The 18,444-nt window shown below is 72.3% G+C and carries 12 protein-coding genes; 7 read left to right on the plus strand and 5 right to left on the minus strand.

What is annotated here, in order from left to right; translation table 11 throughout:
- Positions 1-150: 150 nt before the first annotated feature.
- The 3 genes from ACE4Q9_RS16035 to ACE4Q9_RS16045 form a co-directional block, all read right to left on the minus strand.
- Positions 151-1,188: a sphingomyelin phosphodiesterase gene (locus tag ACE4Q9_RS16035; RefSeq protein ID WP_397984909.1), complete on the minus strand. Its 1,038-nt coding sequence runs from the start codon at positions 1,186-1,188 to the stop codon at positions 151-153.
- A 156-nt stretch (positions 1,189-1,344) separates the two neighbouring features.
- Positions 1,345-2,799 carry an MFS transporter gene (locus ACE4Q9_RS16040; RefSeq protein ID WP_397984910.1) on the minus strand — a complete coding sequence of 485 codons (1,455 nt, stop codon included), beginning with the start codon at positions 2,797-2,799 and terminating at the stop codon, positions 1,345-1,347.
- Positions 2,800-3,012: 213 nt separating this feature from the next.
- Positions 3,013-4,263: a hypothetical protein gene (locus ACE4Q9_RS16045; RefSeq protein WP_397987235.1), complete on the minus strand. Its 1,251-nt coding sequence runs from the start codon at positions 4,261-4,263 to the stop codon at positions 3,013-3,015.
- 581 nt (positions 4,264-4,844) lie between these two features.
- On the opposite strand from ACE4Q9_RS16045, the gene ACE4Q9_RS16050 reads away from it, so the two are divergent.
- Entirely contained in the window at positions 4,845-5,474 is a 630-nt protein-coding gene (locus ACE4Q9_RS16050) for a phosphatase PAP2 family protein (protein ID WP_397984911.1), read from the plus strand.
- A 43-nt stretch (positions 5,475-5,517) separates the two neighbouring features.
- Here the strand turns inward: ACE4Q9_RS16050 and ACE4Q9_RS16055 are convergent, their stop codons facing one another.
- The gene (locus tag ACE4Q9_RS16055) at positions 5,518-5,949 is read right to left on the minus strand and encodes a GNAT family N-acetyltransferase (RefSeq protein ID WP_397984912.1); all 432 of its coding nucleotides are present in this window, start codon (positions 5,947-5,949) and stop codon (positions 5,518-5,520) included.
- Between the two features lie 107 nt (positions 5,950-6,056).
- Here ACE4Q9_RS16055 and ACE4Q9_RS16060 point away from each other — a divergent pair, with 107 nt between their 5' ends.
- The 6 genes from ACE4Q9_RS16060 to ACE4Q9_RS16085 all read left to right on the plus strand — a co-directional run bounded on the left by ACE4Q9_RS16060 (position 6,057) and on the right by ACE4Q9_RS16085 (position 13,478).
- Positions 6,057-7,241 carry a permease gene (locus ACE4Q9_RS16060; protein WP_397984913.1) on the plus strand — a complete coding sequence of 395 codons (1,185 nt, stop codon included), beginning with the start codon at positions 6,057-6,059 and terminating at the stop codon, positions 7,239-7,241.
- A gap of 88 nt (positions 7,242-7,329) precedes the next feature.
- Positions 7,330-8,190, plus strand: coding sequence for an immunity 49 family protein (locus ACE4Q9_RS16065; protein WP_397984914.1), 861 nt, complete (start codon positions 7,330-7,332; stop codon positions 8,188-8,190).
- A gap of 108 nt (positions 8,191-8,298) precedes the next feature.
- Positions 8,299-8,706 carry a DUF6507 family protein gene (locus tag ACE4Q9_RS16070; RefSeq protein WP_397984915.1) on the plus strand — a complete coding sequence of 136 codons (408 nt, stop codon included), beginning with the start codon at positions 8,299-8,301 and terminating at the stop codon, positions 8,704-8,706.
- Positions 8,703-11,018, plus strand: coding sequence for a hypothetical protein (locus ACE4Q9_RS16075; protein WP_397984916.1), 2,316 nt, complete (start codon positions 8,703-8,705; stop codon positions 11,016-11,018). Before ACE4Q9_RS16070 ends, ACE4Q9_RS16075 begins: the two co-directional genes overlap by 4 nt.
- A gap of 8 nt (positions 11,019-11,026) precedes the next feature.
- Positions 11,027-12,025 carry a hypothetical protein gene (locus tag ACE4Q9_RS16080; protein WP_397984917.1) on the plus strand — a complete coding sequence of 333 codons (999 nt, stop codon included), beginning with the start codon at positions 11,027-11,029 and terminating at the stop codon, positions 12,023-12,025.
- A gap of 202 nt (positions 12,026-12,227) precedes the next feature.
- Positions 12,228-13,478 carry a DUF6177 family protein gene (locus ACE4Q9_RS16085; RefSeq protein WP_397984918.1) on the plus strand — a complete coding sequence of 417 codons (1,251 nt, stop codon included), beginning with the start codon at positions 12,228-12,230 and terminating at the stop codon, positions 13,476-13,478.
- A 6-nt stretch (positions 13,479-13,484) separates the two neighbouring features.
- Here the strand turns inward: ACE4Q9_RS16085 and ACE4Q9_RS16090 are convergent, their stop codons facing one another.
- Positions 13,485-18,380, minus strand: a complete 4,896-nt coding sequence (locus tag ACE4Q9_RS16090; RefSeq protein WP_397984919.1) for a DNA repair ATPase — start codon at positions 18,378-18,380, stop codon at positions 13,485-13,487.
- Positions 18,381-18,444: the final 64 nt, after the last annotated feature.

The following is an 18,444-nucleotide window of genomic DNA, read 5'->3' on the forward strand; positions in this document are numbered from 1 at the left end:
GCCGCCTCCTGGCTCAGGCAGGACGACGCCTGGGCGGAGTGGATGTGCGTCGTGCCGGTCGTGCGGCCGGGCGAAGTCACCGAGAAAGGCGGGACGTTGAGGCCGGGTCGGCCCTACCTCTCCTTCGGGATCGTCGGCCGTTCGCTGACGTCAGCCGAGCTGGAACGTCGTCTCGATCGGGTAGTGGTCGCTGGGGGCGTTGGTGTCGGTCTGGCCGGTGGTCCAGCCGGGCTGGGGGTCGAAGTCGACCTTGACCGGGGAGACGGCCGAGGGGACCGGGCGGCCGGGGGCGTTGAGGTAGCCGAGGTAGTCGACGTCGTCGCGGTAGTCCTTGGGGAAGCTCTCGACGCCGGACATGTACTGGCACCAGGCGGAGACCGGGCAGTCCATGGTGCGCAGGGTCTGGGCCGGGCCGGTGGCGGGGGTGCCGAGGACGCCGTTCACCGCGGTCTGGGCGTTGGCGTAGTCGCCGCGGGACTGGCCGCCGTAGTACTCCACGTTCATGTCGCCGCCGATCAGTACCGGGGCGCTGGTACCGGCGATGGAGTCGGCCCAGGAGCGGATCTCACGGAGCTGGGCGAGCCGGGTGGACTGGGTGGTGTCGGTGGAGGTGCCGGACTCGTCGGCCTGGAGGTGGGTGCCGACCACCCAGCTCTGGGTGCCGCCCTTGGCGATGCGGACCAGCGCCGCGCCCTTGTTGGCGTGGTAGTCCCAGGTGCCGGACGTGGAATTGCTGAAGACGTGGGCGTACTGGGCGGTGATCGGGTACTTGGACAGGATCATCGTGCCGCCGTTGATGACGAACGGCGAGTTGGAGCAGTCGCCGCTGATGCCGTTCCAGCCGCCGCCGGAGCAGGTCTGGCCGACCACCGGGGTGTGGTACGGGTACAGGTCCGACAGCTTGCTCACGATGTCGGCGGTCGAGGTGTTGTTGAAGTCCTCGTCCAGCACCACCACGTCCGCGCCGTGCGCCCGGACGATCGACTCGATGACCGGCGTGCGCTGGGCCGCCTTCTCGTTCTGGGTGCTGTCCACGATCGCGGTGCCGAGGTCGACGTTCCAGGCGAACACCGACAGGCTGGTGCCGGTACCCGCCGCACTGGCCGCGGGTGCCGTGTATCCGGCGAACCCGAGGAGCGTGGCGGCCGCCGTGGCGGTGAGGGCGGTAGCGGTACGACGCGAGACCATGCGCTCTCCTGCTGGAAGTGGGCCCCTGACCGGACGCGGGGCGCGTACATGACAGCGGAAACCTAGGGGTGCGCGGGTACGCCCGGAAGAACGCCGGTGGAGCGGACCGTGGCCGGACGGAGAAAACGTGTCCGGACAAGTCGGCGGCGGGAAACCTCAATTTGGCTCGCAGGCAGGCGATTTCTCCCTTTCGGCTGTGCGCAGCGGGGACAGGAAGGCGGGGAGGAAGCCGAGCGTCATACCGGCCGCGGCGACCAGCAGGGCGGCCGGTGCCCCGAAGGCCGTGCCCGCGGCACCGCCCAGCAGACCGCCGAGCGGGAGGACGCCCCAGGAGACGAACCGGGCGGTCGCGTTCATCCGGCCGAGCAGCCCGTCCGGGGTGAGGGACTGCTGGAAGCCGGTCTGGGCGACGACGCGTGCGACCCCGCCGAAGCTCAGCGCCGCCAGCCCCACCGCCGCCACGCCCAGGCCGACTCCGGTACGGGCCAAGGGGATCAGCGCGGTCGGCGGGCAGGTGACCAGCGGGGCGAGCCAGACCACCGTCCCCTGCCCGAACCGCCGCACGAGCCCGGTCACCGACAGCGCGCCCAGCAGAGCGCCGCACCCCATCCCGGAGAGGACCAGCCCGGCACCGGCCGCGCCGAGACCCGACTCCCGTTCCAGAAAGAGCAGGAGCATGGCCTGGTACATGGCCAGGAAGAGGTTGAAGACCGCGTCGCCGAGGATCGTCGCGCGCAGCACCGGGTGGGCGAGCACGAAGCGCAGCCCCTCCCGCACCTCGCGGCGCAGCCGGGGCCGGGTGTCTTGCCGTGCGGGCCTGTCCTCGCGGCGGCGGACGGCGAGCGCGAGAAGCGCGGACAGCGTCATCCCGGCCGCGCTCGCCAGGAGGGTCGTCGCCGGTCCGCAGCCGCCCACCAGCGGGCCCGCCAGCGCCGGGCCGCCGATACTGGTCGCCGAACGGGCCGCGGAGAGCGTGGAGTTGGCTTCCATGAGCCTCGCGCGGCCGACCAGGTGGGGCAGGTAACTGGCGTAGGAGACGTCGAAGAAGACGGTGAGCAGGCCGTGGGCGAGGGCGGTGCCGTAGAGCCACTCGACGGTCAGCAGGCCGGACCAGCGGGCCGCCGGGACCGAGAGCAGCACGGCGGCGCGCGCGAGGTCGGCGCCGATCAGCACCGGGCGCTTGCGCACGCGGTCCACCCAGGCGCCCGCCGGGAGGCCGGCCAGCAGGGAGCCTGCCGTGGTGGCCGCGAGCCGCCAGGCGATGGCCGCGGGGGCGGGGACCCGCACCCGCGTATGGAAGTCCCACGCGCCTGCCCGGCCGCGCTCGGCCACGCTGGTGGCCGGGTGTCCGGGGCTCCCGCGCCGGCGCGCCCGGATCATCGGCAGGCGTTCGCGGGGCGCCCGTACGTACGTCCCCGATCCCGCGCGCCCCTCCAGCAGCCCCTCGGCGATCAGCCGGTCCACGGCCCGCTGGACGACATTGCGGCCGACCCCGTACTCCACCGCGAGCCGCGCCCGTGACGGCAGCCGCCCACCGAGCCGCCACTCCCCCGCGAGAATCCGCGCCCGCAGCGCGTCGGCCACAGCGAGGTAGGGCGCCTCTCGGGACATGCGGCTCTCCGGTCTCACGGCGGTTGCGGACGGAGTCGGAAAGCTACTGCACGGGCGGAAAGCTGATGGAGCAGGAATACGGGGGGTGGGGTCGAGGGGGTGAGCGGCGCGGGGAGCAGCGGAGGGGAAGGGAGGGGGTAGCGGGGGTGGGCTTCGGGGCGGTGGTTCACGGGGCGGCCAGCGGCCGGTGAGGCCGCGTGGCGCGACCACGGTCTACGCGGCGTCCGTCGCCAGGAACTCGACCGCCGCCAGGGCGAACAGCAGGCACAGGGCGATGACGAGGATCACCCAGCCCGTGGGGTACGGCCACAGCAGGCACACCAGCACGGCCGCGGCGACCAGGAGCCAGGTGAACCAGGGGCGGTGCCGGCGTACGAAGGGGCCGACCGGGCCGGTACGCAGGCCCGCGCGGCCGGCGGTGCCGCGGGCCGCCCCGATGCCCTCGGTCCACAGGCCCCGCACCAGAGCGGCCCGCCGCCCGGAGCCGCTCAGCCAGGCGCCCAGCGCGATGACGACGCCGAGCACGATCACCATCCGCACCGCGGTCTCCAGGAAGCGGGTCAGGGTGTCGTAGACCGCGCCGGCCGCGTCCGGGGAGACGTCGGCGGGCAGCCGGTCCAGGTAGAACGCGCGGAAGACGCGCAGCCCGATGCCGAGCAGGGCGGTGGCGAGGGCCGCGCCGAGACAGCCCGCGACGAGGGCGCGGCGGCGGCGCAGCGACAGCAGGACACCCGCGGCGATCAGCAGGACGGCGAGCACCGGCAGCCAGTTGCCGGCGATGCGCAGCAGTCGTACGTACGTCCTCACCTCGGCCACCTGCCGGGACTCCAGAAGGGTGAACTGGGCGTGGACGGCGGGGATATGACTCGCGAAGGTCATCCCCGCGCCGGCCATGCGCTTCTTGACGTCCTCGATGAGCGGGGCGAGGTCGAGGGTCACGGTGTCGTCCGTCAGCCGCACCGCGCCGCCCCCGGTGCCGGTCAGCGCCTTGTCCAGGAAGGCGTGGACCGCGCGGTTGGCGTCGGTCCAGACCGTGGCGAAGGCCGGCGAGGCGGCGGCGGCGCGGGCCTGATCGTGCACGAACCCCCGTACGGCGTTCTCCAGGCCCCCGCCCAGCCCGCCCAGCGCCTTCTCCAGCAGGGGGCGGTCGGAGGGCGCCACGTCGGAGAGCAGCGTGGGCAGGTGGATCCGGTCCATCAGCGCGTCGGTGGCCCGGTTCGCGACGGCGTCCTGCACGGCGGGGTCGGAAGCGAGCGGGGCGACGGTGGCGACATAGCGGTCGGTGTCGCCGACCAGATCGGCGGCCCAGGTGGCGACGACGGCGAGCGGGGCGAGGAGGCAGCCGAGGACGAGGAGGACGGCGGCGAGGGCGGAGACGGGACGGCGCCGGGCCCGTACCGCTCCGCCGTGCCGTGCGCGCCGCTCGGCTTCGAGGGCGGCGAGCCGGGCACGCAGGTCGTCCAGCTCGGAGCGGTCGGGGTGGCTGGGGTCGCCGGGGCTGGCGGTGTGGCTGGGGTCATCGGGGTCGCCGGGGTCGCCGGGGTCGCCGCGACCGCCAGCGCCACCGGGGTCGCCGCGACCGCCAGCGCCACCGGGGAAGCCGGGACCGCCAGGGCCACCGGTACGGCCGGGTCCGCCGAGGTCGCCGGGACGGCCAAGGCCCCCGGGGTCGCCGGGGCGGTCCGGGTCCTGGCGTGGGCGGTCCGGGTCGTGGTCGGGATGGTCGGGGGTCGCGCCGTTCGTCACTGGCACCTCCTCGCCGTACAGGTCACCAGCGCACCGCCCTCCGCGCGCGGGCGCGAGCAGAGCGGGGCCGTTCGGGTCGGGCGGGGGCGGCACGGGCGGGTCGGAGAGGGGCCGGCGCGGGCGGGTCTGACAGGGGCTGGCGCGGGCGGGTCGGCATCTCGCGTCGTCACCTGATATCGTCTACATACTTGTAGACGTTCACCTCGGGGACGTCCGCGCTTCATCCGTACGTCCGATCGGTGCCCGCGCCCGTTCCCCGGCGCCCGCGGCACATGCAGCACGGCCCGGAGACCCACCTGATGACGACTTCCTCCCCGACCACCCAGGCGCTCGACGGCGCGGCGATAGACGGCGGCCTGTACACCGACGTCACCGACTTCGCCCGGCACACGCACTGGCTGAACGAGCCCGCATCGCTGTTCAGCGCCTTCGGCATCGGCCTGTTCGCGGTGTATCTGCTGGTGGCGTGGTGGCGGGCCAGGGGACAGGGCAGCACCGCCATGGCCGCCGTGCTGGCGACGCCGATCGCCGTCCTCCTCGCGTACGCGGTCAACAGCGGGATCAAGGACGTCTTCGACGAGCCCCGCCCGTGCCGCGCGCTCCCCCACGACTTCCTGCTGGAGGCGTGCCCCGCGCCCGACGACTACGCCTTCCCCAGCAACCACACCACCGTCGCCTTCGCCTTCGCGGTGGCCCTCCTCCTGATCAACCGCCGCCTCGGCGCCCTCGCCCTCGTCACCGCGATCGCGATGGGCGCCTCGCGGGTGTACGTCGGCGCGCACTACCCCCACGACGTGGCCGTCGGCGCCCTGGTCGGCAGCGTCGTCTCCCTCGCCACCGTCCTCGTGCTGCGCCGCACCGCCCCGCCACTGGTGGACCGCCTGCGCGCGGGCGCCCTGCGCCCCCTGCTGACGTCACAGCCGTCCTGACCCTCCCGGCGTACCGCACGGGATGGCGGTACGCCCAAAGGGCCTAGTACCCCAGCCGGAACACGGCGGACTCCCGCGCCCGGAAGCCGATCCGCTCGTAGAGCCGGTTCGCGGCGGCACGGTCCGGACGTGAGGTGAGGTCGAGCGTCCGCGCTCCCGCCTCACGGGCGAGCCGCACCGCCTCCTCGATCAGCAGCCCGGCGACCCCCCGGCCGCGCGCCGCGCCGTCGACCACCACGTCCTCGATCCGGCCCCGCAGCCCGGACGGCAGGGGCAGCAGCACCAGGACCAGGGTGCCGACGATCGCCTCGGGGGCACGGGCGACGAGCACCGTGTTCGCGTCGCAGGCCACCAGCCGCTCGATCGCGGCGCGGTCCAGGGGCCGGGCAGTCGCGGACAGCTGCGGCAGCAGTCTCCCGTAGGCCTCGACGAGCTCCTGCGACGACTCCCGTACGACCTCCACGCGGATCTCCATGCGGGGAGGATACCGATCGCCGAACGGGGCCCTTCCCGCGTTTCCCGATACCCCGCGGGGGTACCCTCGCCGAGGCGGACCGCACCACCACGGAGGGAGTGCGCTGCATGCACGCGATCGGGCACGCGCTGTTCATCACCGGATCGATGGCCTGGGAGATCGCCTGGGCGCTGATCCTCGGCTTCACGCTCTCGGCCGTCGTGCAGGCGGTGGTGCGCCGCGAGACGGTCGTACGACTGCTCGGCGACGACCGCCCGCGCACGCTCGCCCTGTCCGCGGGCCTCGGCGCCGCGTCGTCCTCCTGCTCGTACGCCGCCGTCGCCCTCGCCCGCTCCCTGTTCCGCAAGGGCGCGAACTTCACCGCCGCGATGGCCTTCGAGATCGCCTCGACGAACCTCGTCATCGAACTCGGTGTGATCCTGGCCCTGTTGATGGGCTGGCAGTTCACCGCGGCGGAGTTCGCCGGCGGCCCGATCATGATCGTCGTACTGGCGGCACTGTTCCGCGTCCTCCTGCGCGAACGGCTGCTGCGCGGGGCCCGTGAGCAGGCCGAACGGGGCGTCGCCGGGTCGATGGAGGGACACGCGGCGATGGACATGTCGGTCCAGGGCGACGGCGGTTTCCTGCGCCGGCTCCTCTCGCGCGCCGGGTTCACCTCCGTGTCGCACATCTTCGTCATGGAGTGGGCGGCGATCCTGCGCGACCTGGTGGCGGGACTGCTGATCGCCGGGGCCATCGCCGCGTGGGTGCCCGACGACTTCTGGCACACCTTCTTCCTGGCCGGCCACCCCCTCGCCGCCAAGCTGACCGGCCCGCTGATCGGCCCGGTCGTCGCCGTCGCCACGTTCGTCTGCTCGATCGGCAACGTGCCGCTGGCGGTGGTCCTGTGGAAGGGCGGCATCAGCTTCGGCGGCGTCATCGCCTTCATCTACGCCGACCTGCTGATCCTCCCGATCCTCAACATCTACCGGAAGTACTACGGGCCCCGCATGGCCGCGTTCCTGCTCGCCACCTTCTTCACCGCCATCGCGGTGGCCGGCTACGCGGTGGAGTTCCTCTTCGGCGGCCTCGGCCTCATCCCCGGCCACTCCACCGCCAGGCTCCCCGAGGAAGGCATCCGCTGGAACTACACGACCTGGCTCAACCTGGCCTTCCTCCTCCTCGCCGCCACCCTCGTCCTCCGCTTCCTGCGCACGGGCGGGAGGGCGATGCTGCGCACGATGGGCGGGACACCGGAGGGCGCCGGGGGGCACGGGCACGGGGAGCACGCCTCGCACGGTGACCACACCTGAGGCACGCCCACGCGGTGCCGCGTGTGATGCTGGGGTTCGCTGAAGCAAAGTACCGATGGAGGGCGTTCGGCCGCACAGGGGGTAAAAAGTGGTGATCACCGTACCGCGGCACGCGATTCCTTCCGATGAAGCGGCAAGCCGAGCCGAGATGCTGGACGCACGCGCCAGCCGAAGGATCGACGGCCTCGAACAGCGTCCGGAAGACTTCAATTCGGCGTTCGGCGCGTCCCTGCTCGCCGCCCAGTTCCACTGCGCCGCCGACCCGAGGGCCGCGGACCTTCCCACCTGGGAGGCGTGGGTATCCGCCATGCAAGTGGGATCGGCCTTGTTCGCCGCTGCCACCGCCGCCGGGGGAACGGTGTCATGCCGGATCGCCGACAAGACGAGAACTCTCCGGGCAACGGGCCCGCAGCACTACACGGATGCGGGAAACTGGCTGGCCGCGTTCTGGCTTGCCGTCATCTGCCGCGAGCAGGGCCGGATGAATCACCTCGCCGACGTGCCGATTTCTGTGCTGCGTGACTCGGCCGCGGTCTTCGACGACTACATCTACGCCTGGGTGGAGGCTCTGCAATCAGCCTGGCGTCGAGGCGGTGACATCGGCGGCCTGCTGGCCACCGCCATGGACGGCACCGCGCCCGATGCCGTCCATGTGGCGGAAACCGAGACCGTACTGAAGGTCATGTATCCGCCGATCGAACTCTTCCGCCTCTATGCCGACCGGCAGCCGGATCGTTTCAACGAAGCGCTGCTCGACTCACTTCGCTGGCACAAGGACTACTGGGCTCAGGACGAAGAACGAAGCGACAGCAGCCCCGGATTCGTCGCTCTCGGCCCCCTCGCCATCAGTTGTCTCGCTTACGACGCGGGCTTCCCGATCGAGGTCGAATCGGAATACCTGCCCAGCCATCTCCTGCGGGGCAGCTGGCTCAACGAGTTCGAGACCTGACCCGGTCGTCGGCGCCTTGATCACCTTTGGCTTGAAGTGCGTTGCGGTCACGCGTAACAGCCTGCTACTGATGATGACTCTGCTGGCAGCGACTTTACGGTGGTTCTCATGACGGGGTGGGACATCACTCCCGGAGGCGTGCGGTCGGTGGTCTCCAAGGTGAGGGAGGCCGCCGGAGAGATGAATGCCGGGATCACGCTGTACGGGGGGAGCGTGCAGGGCGCGATGGAGGCGGCGGGCACGTTGTCCTTCGGCGGGGAGAGCGGCGGTGGGGCCGGCCAGGCGGGTGGGCTGGTCGCGGTTGCGCTCGGGAAGTTCTTCGAGGGAACGGAGAAGGACGTGGCGTTCCTCCCGCTGCGCGCCAGCGACTCGGCGAACGGTGCGATCGAGGCGACCAATGCCTACCTGGCCGGGGACTTGGAGCAGGCGCGGAACGCCCAACATCACGCGACGCTGCCGCCTGACGTGGCTGCGTTCCTCGAGAAGGCCCGCCGGAAGGCGGACGGCGAACGGTGATCAGCCCGGAGAAGATCCCGACGTTCACCGGTGACCTCGTCCGGCTCCACCAGCAGATCATCTCCCTGCGGCAGGCGGCACAGGCGATCAGCGAACACGGCGGCGCCGTCCACACCCGCTTCCAGCATCTCGGGGCCTTCTACAAGGCGCCTGAGGCCGCGCAACTGTTCGCCACCACGCAGGCGGTGCGGGACACTTCCTCGGATTTCGGCGACAAGCTGAACTCGGTGGCCGGTGCGCTGGAGGCGTACATGGTCGAAGTCGCCGATATCGTCGAGCAGTTGGAGACGTTGCGCGAGCAGGCGCGGGCGTTCGTGGCGTCGGTCAAGGGCCACGACAGCGGCATGGAGACCTGGCGCAAGGACCCGGACAAGGTGGCCGAGTACCAGGCGATCTGGGACGGGGTGAACACGGCGGTCGCCGCCTTCGAGCAAGCCGAGGTGAGCTGCGCCGACAAGATCACCGCGTTGGTGGGCGGCACCCAGTGGCACATCGACAACGGCAAGCCGGACCAGAAGAACGCTTACGGTGTCAGCGCCGCCCAGCTGGCCCATGCTCAGAAGCTGCCGTGGGGCAGCCCGGAGCACGAGGAGATGCTGCCCTTCGGCATCGACTACCACCTCGAGCAGGTGGGGATCGGCATCTGGGACAACGCCAAGGGCTCGGTCACGGGACTGATCGACCTGCTCAGCCCCGGTCGCGAGGGCAGCACCACCCGCGAGGGCCTGGTGCGGGCCATCGTCGGCGCCGAAGGCTACCTCCTCGACCCGGACGGCGACCGGAACAGCCACCTCGGCCCGGCGGCGGACCAGTTCATGGAGGAGAACAAGCCCTACGCCAAGGAGTTCGCCAAATCCCTCGTCGGCTGGGACGACTGGTCCACCAACCCAGGCAAGGCATTCGGCACGGTCGTCTTCAACGCCCTCACCCTGGGCGCGGGCCCCCTTGGCGCCGCCTCCAGGTCGGGCTCGGCGGCGGGCGAGGCGGGCGCCGTGGCACGGGTGGCCGGCACCGTGGCCAAGATCGGCGAGGCGCTGGACCCGATCGGCGCGGCAGCCAAAACGGTCGGCGTCGCAGCCCGCACCCTGCCGAAGGTCTCCGACCTGGTCTCGGGCGTCCGGGCGGCCACGGACGCCGCCACCACCGCGGACAAGGCCCACAGCTTTCTCCGCCTGCCCGATGGCTCCCATCTGCGCATCGAGGACGGCGAGTTCATCCACGGCAGGCACGGCGTGCCCGACCGGACCCCGGTCCCACACGAACCGACGGCTGGCGACCGGGCACCTTCGATCAAGACGGCCCGGCACTACGAACCCGTGGGCGCAGACGTCCGCGCGCCCGAAGCAGCCTCCCACGCCGGCGAGCACCTGCCTGCTCGGGCCGACCACGAAACACCTGATGGCAGCGGCTCGCACGACGGGGCGCCGAGGCAGGGCGGCAGGCCGGGGGGAAACTCCGGTCATACCCGCCACACCACGGGGACCGACCCTCACACCGGGCACGGACACGATGCCGGGGGCCCGGATTCCGGCCACGGCCATTCCGGCGAGCACACGAACGGCACGCACGGCATCGGAGGCGGGGACCCTACAAGGTCCGCGCACAGTGACAGCGGAGCAGGGGAATCTCCCGGTTCAGACGCTTCGGGTCCTCTGGAACTCGGCGGCGAGGCGGAGCACCGATTCCGGGAGGGGCTGCGAGGCATCCCCAGGAACAACATCAAACCCAAGGTGCTGGAGAAGATCGTCAGCAGATTGGCGGAGAGCCCGTCCGGCAGGGAAATCGCCGGCATCATCGGTTCCGGACATCTTTCACACGCACCCGGTTTCAGAGACACAGTCTCCATGCTGGGATCCGGACGAGCCGACCAGTTCTTACGAGCCGTTGACCAGATCCGACTCGGCGATCAGTTTCACAAGAGCGGATTGCACAACATCGAGTTCGAGGTCAAGAACCCGAGCATCAAGGCGGACCTTGACGTGCGAGTGACCGATGATCACGGACATAGCTATGGCTATCAGATGAAGCGGCTGAACAACCCGAAGAACCCATTCGAGCCGATCACCAAGCCGGACAATCTCGGCCAGCTTTCCAAATCGGATGCCGACCACAGGATCATGCTGGTGGATGGCCAGGGAACCGTTGCCGAGTGGCAGGCCAGAGGAATCCCGGAGGAACTTCTCCAAGTGCACCTCGGCGAGCACCCGATCAAGAGTGAAAAGGGGCGTGGCATCCTGTTCGTACTTCGGCTCGACGACGGGACGATTGTGATCCCGCCGGGAGCGCGGGTGGATCCGCGAGGTGTTCTGTGATTACGACGATGCCAGTCGGCAGCTGGTCCTGGGAGACCAAGACGCGGAGGCCGGGCGCCGGCCTTGCCGCAGAGTGCGTGCGGCAGGTGCTCGACGTGTGGGCGATCCTCCGTTCTCTCGGTCTCTGCGAGCGGGACGCCCGAGCCGGCATCACGGTCGAGGCCGAAGAGGGCCTTGTGCTGTTGAGCCGGACGGGAGTGCCCGTCGACGCATCCGTCGCAGCTGCCGAGGACGAACTCCTGCGCATTCTGCAGTCAGTGGACTACCCGCGCGTCGGTGCCATGACGATCGAACTGGCCTGTTCCGGAAGTTGTCTGCGGGAGGGCGAGGCTCACCACGTCCGGAAACTCTTCGTCGTCTCGGTCGACGCATGGCCCAGCGGCGCGACCACGGTGACACTCCGCACTTTCTCCGACGCCTGGATGTCCCATGATCTTCGTGGCCACAAACAGCCCGCGGTGCAAGCGGAGAACGCCCCCCGCCTCAAACGTGCCCTCATTGCCATTACCCGGCTGACCGAAGCCGCCGTCGTTCCTTCGGACCCCACTCCGTACGGCATTCCGACGGAGGACGGTTTCGAAGACCTTCCGGATGAAGATCCGGACCTGCTCGATTCCTGGTACATGTTCGAGGTGCCGCGCCGAACCGAGTGGCTTCGAAGAAACATCTCCCCCGACACGCCTCAGTTCGAGGGGCAGTCCGAATTGCCCGTCGTCTTCGCGGACGTGGCGATGAGCGGTAATGTCCTCGGCTACATCTGGGCCGCCGACGGCGATGACGCGGCAGGATACGAGCCACGTGCAGCTGCCGGTGACGCCGCTCTTGACGCGGCACAGGAGTGGTTGACGCGCCTCAGCCAAGCGAAGCAACGCGGTCTGTCTCCCACCGAGGCACTACACGAGCTCGCGTCGTGGCCGGGAAATGCGGCCTCCGGAACCGTCGTATCCGACTCGCTGCGGGAAGCACGCTCTCTGGAGACCCTCCAGGATCTGTCGGGGCGTGAGTGACGATGGCCTACGGCGTCGGGCCCCGGCAGGAGCCCCGAATCCGGGGGACCCTGTGACACACGACGTCATCGCCCTCACCCCGACCATGCCGGACCCCCGGACCATGCTGGCCGGGCTGTACTCCGGGGGGCCCGCGCTTCGGGTGGACCGTGTTTCCGAGGGGGCCGCCGTTCGGTTGTGTGGGGTTGGTGGGTGGCCCCTGGTGGATGTCGAAGTGCCGGTGCTCGTGCAGGTGCCCGGCGAGGTCGGCCGGTTGCTCGGGGCGGATGTGCGGGGCGAGGCACCGGTGTGGTGGACCGAGGTACGGGCGACCACCGCGGTCGCGGGGGCCGGGCGGCTGGCCGGGGCGGTCGCCGGGCGGCTCGCCGCCGTGCTGGGCGGGGTCACCTGGCCGGCCGAGGCCGCGCACACGGAGGTCGTCCCTCTTCCCCCCGGCATCGAGGGCGGCTCCGATGACAGTGCCCCCGGCGTCGATCTCCTCACCGACCGGGCGGCCGTGCTCATCCAGGACCGTCCCGTCGTCGCCGCGACCACCTGGCTCACCGATCTCCTGCGGACCACCGTCCCCTCCGGACGCGAGCTTCAGATGCTCACCCCGCCCGGCACCCGGCTCACCCTGCCCGCCCGCACCCTGATGACCGGCCTGCCCGTCCGCTGGGTCGTCCGCGACCCCGTCTGTGGCTACTACGACGGGCTCACCGGCGCCGTACTCCACTGGCACGAGGGCCACTTCGCTCCCGTGCAGGCGGCGGACGGCGCGGCGGCGGTGGCCGACGCCTTCGAGGCGCCCGCTGCCGCCCACGGTGAACAGCAGCTCCAGCTGACCATCCGCACCACCCACCCGGCCGACGACAACCTCGTCCTCGGCGGCACCCTGGAGGCCGCGTGGCGGGCCCTCACCGGGGACGCGCCCGCCGGCTGGTCCACCGCCGAGCCCGTCAACCTGCCCTGGTCACCACGGCAGTTGACCGAGCTGGCCCATGCCCGTGCCGAGAAGTCCGCCGGCACCTGGCTGGTCGCCGTCGGGGCCCCGGCTCGCCCGGCGATCGCGACCTGCCGTGTCGTGCGCACCCCGGCCGGCGTGGAGGAGCAGATCACCCTCGCCTTCGGCTTCCGCGGCGGCCAGACGCCCGCGCGCTCTCTCGCCGGGCTGGCCGAGACGCTGGCCACCCACCACCGCCTCACGTCCATGCTCGCCAGCCTGCGCACCGCCCGCGCCGACCTGACCACCCCGCCGTACCGCGAGCCGCCACTCGTGCCGCTCTCCTTCACACTGGGCTGCGAGGCGGTACGTCTCGCGGGTTCCGCGGTGGCCGGAGCGGGCCCGGTTCGGCCTGTCCGGCTCGGCCCCGCGGTGCGGCCCGCCCTCCACTACCCGCTCGGCGACGGCAGCGACTCCGCTTCCTGGCAACGCCTCCAGCTCCTTCGTGATCACCTCGGGGCCGCGCGCTGAGCCGGTTCAGGCGGGGGTGCGGCCGGTGGCACGGTTGATCGCCGTCTCCACGGCGGCCACCCGGTCCGCGAGCAGGGTCAGGGCGGCGACCGCGCGGGTCAGGGGGTTGTCCTCGGGGCCGCCGAGGGTGCGGGTGCGGAGGTGGGCGGATTTGATGGCGGTCCAGCGGGCGGACTGGGCCGGGTCCAGGGTGCCGCGCAGCTCGGTGAGTTTGAGCAGGTTCGCCTCGGCGCCCGTGGTCAGGGTCTGGGCCTCGGCCGTGTAGTGGTCCTGGACGACGGCCTCGCGCTCGGCCGGATTCATGACCGGGCGCAGGCGCTGGGTGATCTTGTTCATGTCGCGGTACGAGCCCTGGAGGCGGAACGGCGGCTCGGTGCGGGCGTCCGCGGACTGGGCGGCGGAGGCGATGTAGGCCGCGTTGACGGTGAGGATCGTGTCGCGGACAGCGAGGAGGTGCCCCAACAGGGCGAGCACAGTGCCGAGTTCGGCCGGAGGAAGGGGGGACGACAGGCGGTCGGCGCGGGCGGTCGGGTCGTTCGCGGCCAGGCGGACCAGCAGGTCCAGGTCGGCGCGGTCGCGGGCGGCGAGGGGTGCCAGGGCCGGGTTGGCGGTCAGGGCGTTCTCCACGAAGCTCAGCGCGAACGCGTCCTCCTTGCCGGTCAGCACGTCGCCCAGGTTCCACACGTCGGCCCGGTTGGCGAGCATGTCGGGGATGCGGAACCGCTCCCCCGACTCCGTGTACGGGTTGCCCGCCATGCACACCGCGAACCGCTTGCCGCGCAGATCGTAGGTGCGCGGCTCGCCGTCCCAGGCGCCGTCCACGCGCCGCGTCGCATCGCACAACGGGATGAATTTCTGGAGGAGTTCGGGCGAGGTGTGCTGGATGTCGTCCAGGTACAGCAGCGTGTTGTTGCCCGCCGCCAGCGCGAAGTTGATCTTCTCGATCTCCCGGCGCGCGGTGGCGTTCGGGGCGTCGGCCGGGTCCAGCGAGGTGACGGTGTGGCCGAGCGCCGGGCCGCTGACCTTGACCAGCATCAGGCCGAGCCGGTCGGCGACGTACTCCATGAGCGTCGTCTTGCCGTAGCCGGGCGGCGAGACCAGCAGGAGCAGACCGCCGGTGTCGGTGCGCTTGGTGGTGCCGGTGGTGCCCAGCTGGCGGGCGAGGCTGTCGCCGATCAGCGGCAGATAGACCTCGTCCACGAGGCGGTTGCGGACGAACGCCGGCATCACGCGCGGGCGGTGGTCGTCCAGGCGCAGCCGTTCGCGCTCGGCGGCCAGCAGGGCGCCCCGGCGGCGCTGGTAGGCCCGGAAGCCGGGCACGTCGTGGGCGGTGTGGCGGGCGGTACGGGCCAGGAACTCGTCCAGCCGCAGCTCCAGCCGCCCGCCCGGTACGCGGGGGTGGGCGCCGAGGAGGCCCTCCACGGTCGTGGCGAGCCGGGCGTCGCCGTCGTAGCGGGGCAGCGCGGGGCACAGTTCGGCGGCGACCGCCTCCGCCAGCTCGCCGGGGGCGGCGTCGCCGCCGCTCGCGCCGGCGTACCCGGTGAGCCACGCCTCGACCACCTGCCGGCGGGCGCGCAGCCCGGTCAGCCCCTCCAGGTCACGGCCGTAACCCGAACCCGCCGACGCCTGGCGGAACTTGTCCAGCAGGGTGCGGGCGGCCGCGCCGAGGACGAAGCCGTCGGGGCCGCCGGTCAGCTCGTCGAAGAGGTATGCGGCGGCGGCCTCGGCACGCGCCCCCAGCACGGCCCCCACTCCTTCTCCCGGCACCCCGGACGAACCGCCGGCGCACTCCCCGGCGCACCCCCCAGCGCACTCCCCGTTCCACCCCCCGATCGCCGCTGCCAGCTCCGCCACCAGGTCCCCCAGCGCCGCCGTCGGGCCGAAGGCGTCGCGGGCGCGGGCCAGGGACACGGCGCGGCGGTGCCAGGCGGCGCGGGCCGGCTCCGTGGTGCCGTGGGTCCAGAAGAGGTGGGCGGCGGCGCGGGCGGCGGGCTCGTGGCGCAGCGGGCCCGCGGCCTCGTACAGGGGGAGGAGCGCGGTCAGGATCAGGGTCGCGTCATGGTCGTGGACACCGCGCTCGTAGCCCTCGTCGTACGACTCCTGCGCCGCCCGGCGGACCAGTCCCGCCAGGTCGTCCGCGGCGGCGAGGGCGGCCGGGCCGTGCTCGGCCAGGAGGCGGGCGGCGAGGTACTCGGCGCGGTAGACCTCGGGCGACTCGGAGGGCAGGTGCCGGTCCCAGTAGGGGCGGGTGAGGGCGAACTCGGGGTCGGTGACCGGGGCGCGGTAGTCGGTGCCGGTGACGGCGAGGGCGAGGCCGTCACCGGCGGGCACGAGGGCGAGGTCGAGCGGCTGGGTGTTGACGGCGAAGCGGTGGCCGCCGAGCAGCAGGGTGCGGCCGTCGTCGGCGTACAGGTCGGTGCGGTCGCGCAGGGCGCGCGCGGCCTCCTGGCGGGCGGCCTTGAGGCGGCCGTCGAGTTCCTCGGCGCGCACGCTGTCACCGAGGTCGCGCAGTTCCCCGGCGGTGCGGACGATCTTGGCGACCAGTGGGTCGGAGGCGAAGTACGCGGTGACCGCGTCGGTGTCGGCGAGGCCGGCCGCCCGCCGGGTCACCGTCTCCAGCATCCGCCCCGCCGAGACGGCGAGTTGCTCGGCCCGGCGGGCCCGGACGTCGGCGAGGGACTGCTTGCGGGCGGTGAACGCCTCGTAGATCTCGGTGCGTTTGGCGGCGAGTTCGGCGAGGAAGTCGTCGAACTCCGCGAACCGGCCGTCCAGGTCCTCCAACCGGGCGAGCACGGTGGCGAGTTGGTCGTCGCACGCCTCGGGGCTGGTGGCACCGGCCAGCGCGGCGGTGACGGCCTGGGCGAGCAGGGCCGTCTCGGCGGCGAACTCGGCGCGCCCCTCCTGGTCCTGGAGGGCACGGCGGCGGGCGTCGAGGGTGGCACGGGCCCGGTTGACGCCGCCCAGGACGTCCGCGATCCGCTCCAGTACGGCCGTGCGCACGGTGGCGTCGGCGATGTCGAGGCCGGTGACCACCTCGGTGACGGTGTGCAGCCCGTCGGCCAGCTCGTCCAGGCGCTCGGTGACCGGTCCGGCGTCCGCGACGGTGCCGATCGCGTCCGCGTCCGCCACCAGCCGCTCCACCTCGGCACGTTGGGCGGTGAAGGCGTCCTCACGGGACAGGAACGTCACCGCGCGCTTGCCGAACGCGGCCAGGTCGGACTCCGCCTCGGCGGCGAGCGCGGCCACCCGGTCCAGGTCCACGTAGCGCAGCTCGCGCAGGGTGAGCGCGTGGCCATGGGCGCGGCGGAGTTCGGTCAGTCCGCGCACCCAGGCGGCGGCCTCGCGCGGAGCCTCGCCGCGCAGCCGGCGCACCACGGCCGCGATCCGCTCCGCGGCCTCCTCCAGCGCCCCGGCGGCGCCTTCGGTCAGCTCGCGTACGGTCTCGAACTCGGCCAGCACCTGCTCGGCGGTCGCGCGCACGTCCGCCAACGGCGCGTGCAAGTCTCCGAGTTCGGGGTCGGAGAGCCAGTGGTGGGTGTCGGCCGCCCGGACGCAGGCGGCGGTCAGCGCGCGGTAGCCCTCACCGGTGGTGATGCCGTCGGCCACCAGCCGGGCCACGGACAGGCAGTCCGCGAGGCCGCGCACGAGGTCGGCGTTGCCGACGCGGGCGAGCGGTCCGGTGCCGGTGCGCAGCGCGGCGGCGTGGGTGTCGGAGACGTAGGGCGAGGTCCACCACTGGAGGGGATGCGTGTGCGCGGGCTCGTCACCCCCGGCGCGCAGCACGGCGAGCGCGCCGTCCTCGAACAGCGCCCAGCCCTGGCAGAGCAGCGGGGTCTCGACCTCCTTGCGCAGCGTGTTGTACGACAGCAGGAGCGTGCCCCCGCCGGAGCGGTCCCGGAAGGCGTACAGCACGTCCTCCCCGTTGGGCGCGCGGATCTCCTGCTCGAACTCCAGCCCGGCGACGTCGAGTTCGTACACCTTGTGGCGGCCGCTCGCCAGGCAGTACCCGCCGGGGAAGACGACGCCCTGCTCCTCGGGGAGCCGCCGGCACGCCTGGCCGAGGCCGTCGAGGCGGACGACCGTCCGGGTCAGGGCGTTGAAGACCAGGTAGCGGTCGGTGTCCTCCTTGTACGGCCGCACGCGCAGCAGCGTGAGAGGGCCGACCCGCGCGTGGGCCACGGCGGCGTCGGCGAGGGACTGGAGGGGTTCCGCGACGGGCTCGGCGTACAGCTCGGCGCCGTCCTCGCCGCGGACGGTGAGGGTGCCGCCGAGGGCGGCGACGCCGAGGCCGCCGGGTACGGCGACGTACGGTTCCCGGCCCAGGACATGGTCCGCGCGGCCGGTGTCGGTCCAGGTCACGTCCTGGGCGGGCGGTACGACGTCGTCGCGGTCGCCGCGGGCGTCCAGGAACTCGGCGCGGCCGTCCTCGGTCAGGGTCCAGCGCAGGGCGCGGATGTCGTCGGCCTTCTCGCCGGTGCGGAACACCGCGAGGAGTCGGCCGTCGGTGCGGCGCAGGCGCAGGAGGTGGGCGTCGCGGTAGTAGCGGGTCAGGGCGGTGAACTCGCGGACGAACGCGGCGTCGGCGAGGAAGTCGTCGTCCTCGGGGAGGCGGTCGCCGTCGCGGTCGTAGAGGGCGAGTACGTCGTCGACGCCGGTGTTCTCGCCGCCGCGGCCGGTGCTGCCGAGGAGGAGCCGGTCACCGACGGCCACGATGTCCTGGCGGAGGCAGGCGTGGGGAGTCTTGAGGGTGGTGGTGGCGGAGAGGGCGAGCCGGGTCGTGCCGAACTCCTTTGCGCGGCGGGTGTTCAGTTCCCCGGCCCGCCGTGCCAGCTCGGCGGCGTGTGCGGCCAGCCGGTCGCGGAGGACGTCGTAGGTGCCGGCGTCGACGGTCTCGGTGGCCATGGTCGCCTTTCGTGGATGGGGGGTGCGGTGCCAGGGCCCGCGAGCCCGGCAGGATCCAAGGAGA

The sequence above is a fragment of the Streptomyces sp. AM6-12 genome, from assembly GCF_044327085.1.
GTDB lineage: Bacteria > Actinomycetota > Actinomycetes > Streptomycetales > Streptomycetaceae > Streptomyces.

Bases quoted from the DNA above. Each gene is read 5' to 3' on its own strand.
- ACE4Q9_RS16035 (WP_397984909.1), bottom strand. From the start codon at position 1,188: ATGGTCTCGCGTCGTACCGCTACCGCCCTCACCGCCACGGCGGCCGCC.
- ACE4Q9_RS16040 (WP_397984910.1), bottom strand. From the start codon at position 2,799: ATGTCCCGAGAGGCGCCCTACCTCGCTGTGGCCGACGCGCTGCGGGCG.
- ACE4Q9_RS16050 (WP_397984911.1), top strand. From the start codon at position 4,845: ATGACGACTTCCTCCCCGACCACCCAGGCGCTCGACGGCGCGGCGATA.
- ACE4Q9_RS16055 (WP_397984912.1), bottom strand. From the start codon at position 5,949: ATGGAGATCCGCGTGGAGGTCGTACGGGAGTCGTCGCAGGAGCTCGTC.
- ACE4Q9_RS16060 (WP_397984913.1), top strand. From the start codon at position 6,057: ATGCACGCGATCGGGCACGCGCTGTTCATCACCGGATCGATGGCCTGG.
- ACE4Q9_RS16070 (WP_397984915.1), top strand. From the start codon at position 8,299: ATGACGGGGTGGGACATCACTCCCGGAGGCGTGCGGTCGGTGGTCTCC.
- ACE4Q9_RS16080 (WP_397984917.1), top strand. From the start codon at position 11,027: ATGCCAGTCGGCAGCTGGTCCTGGGAGACCAAGACGCGGAGGCCGGGC.
- ACE4Q9_RS16090 (WP_397984919.1), bottom strand. From the start codon at position 18,380: ATGGCCACCGAGACCGTCGACGCCGGCACCTACGACGTCCTCCGCGAC.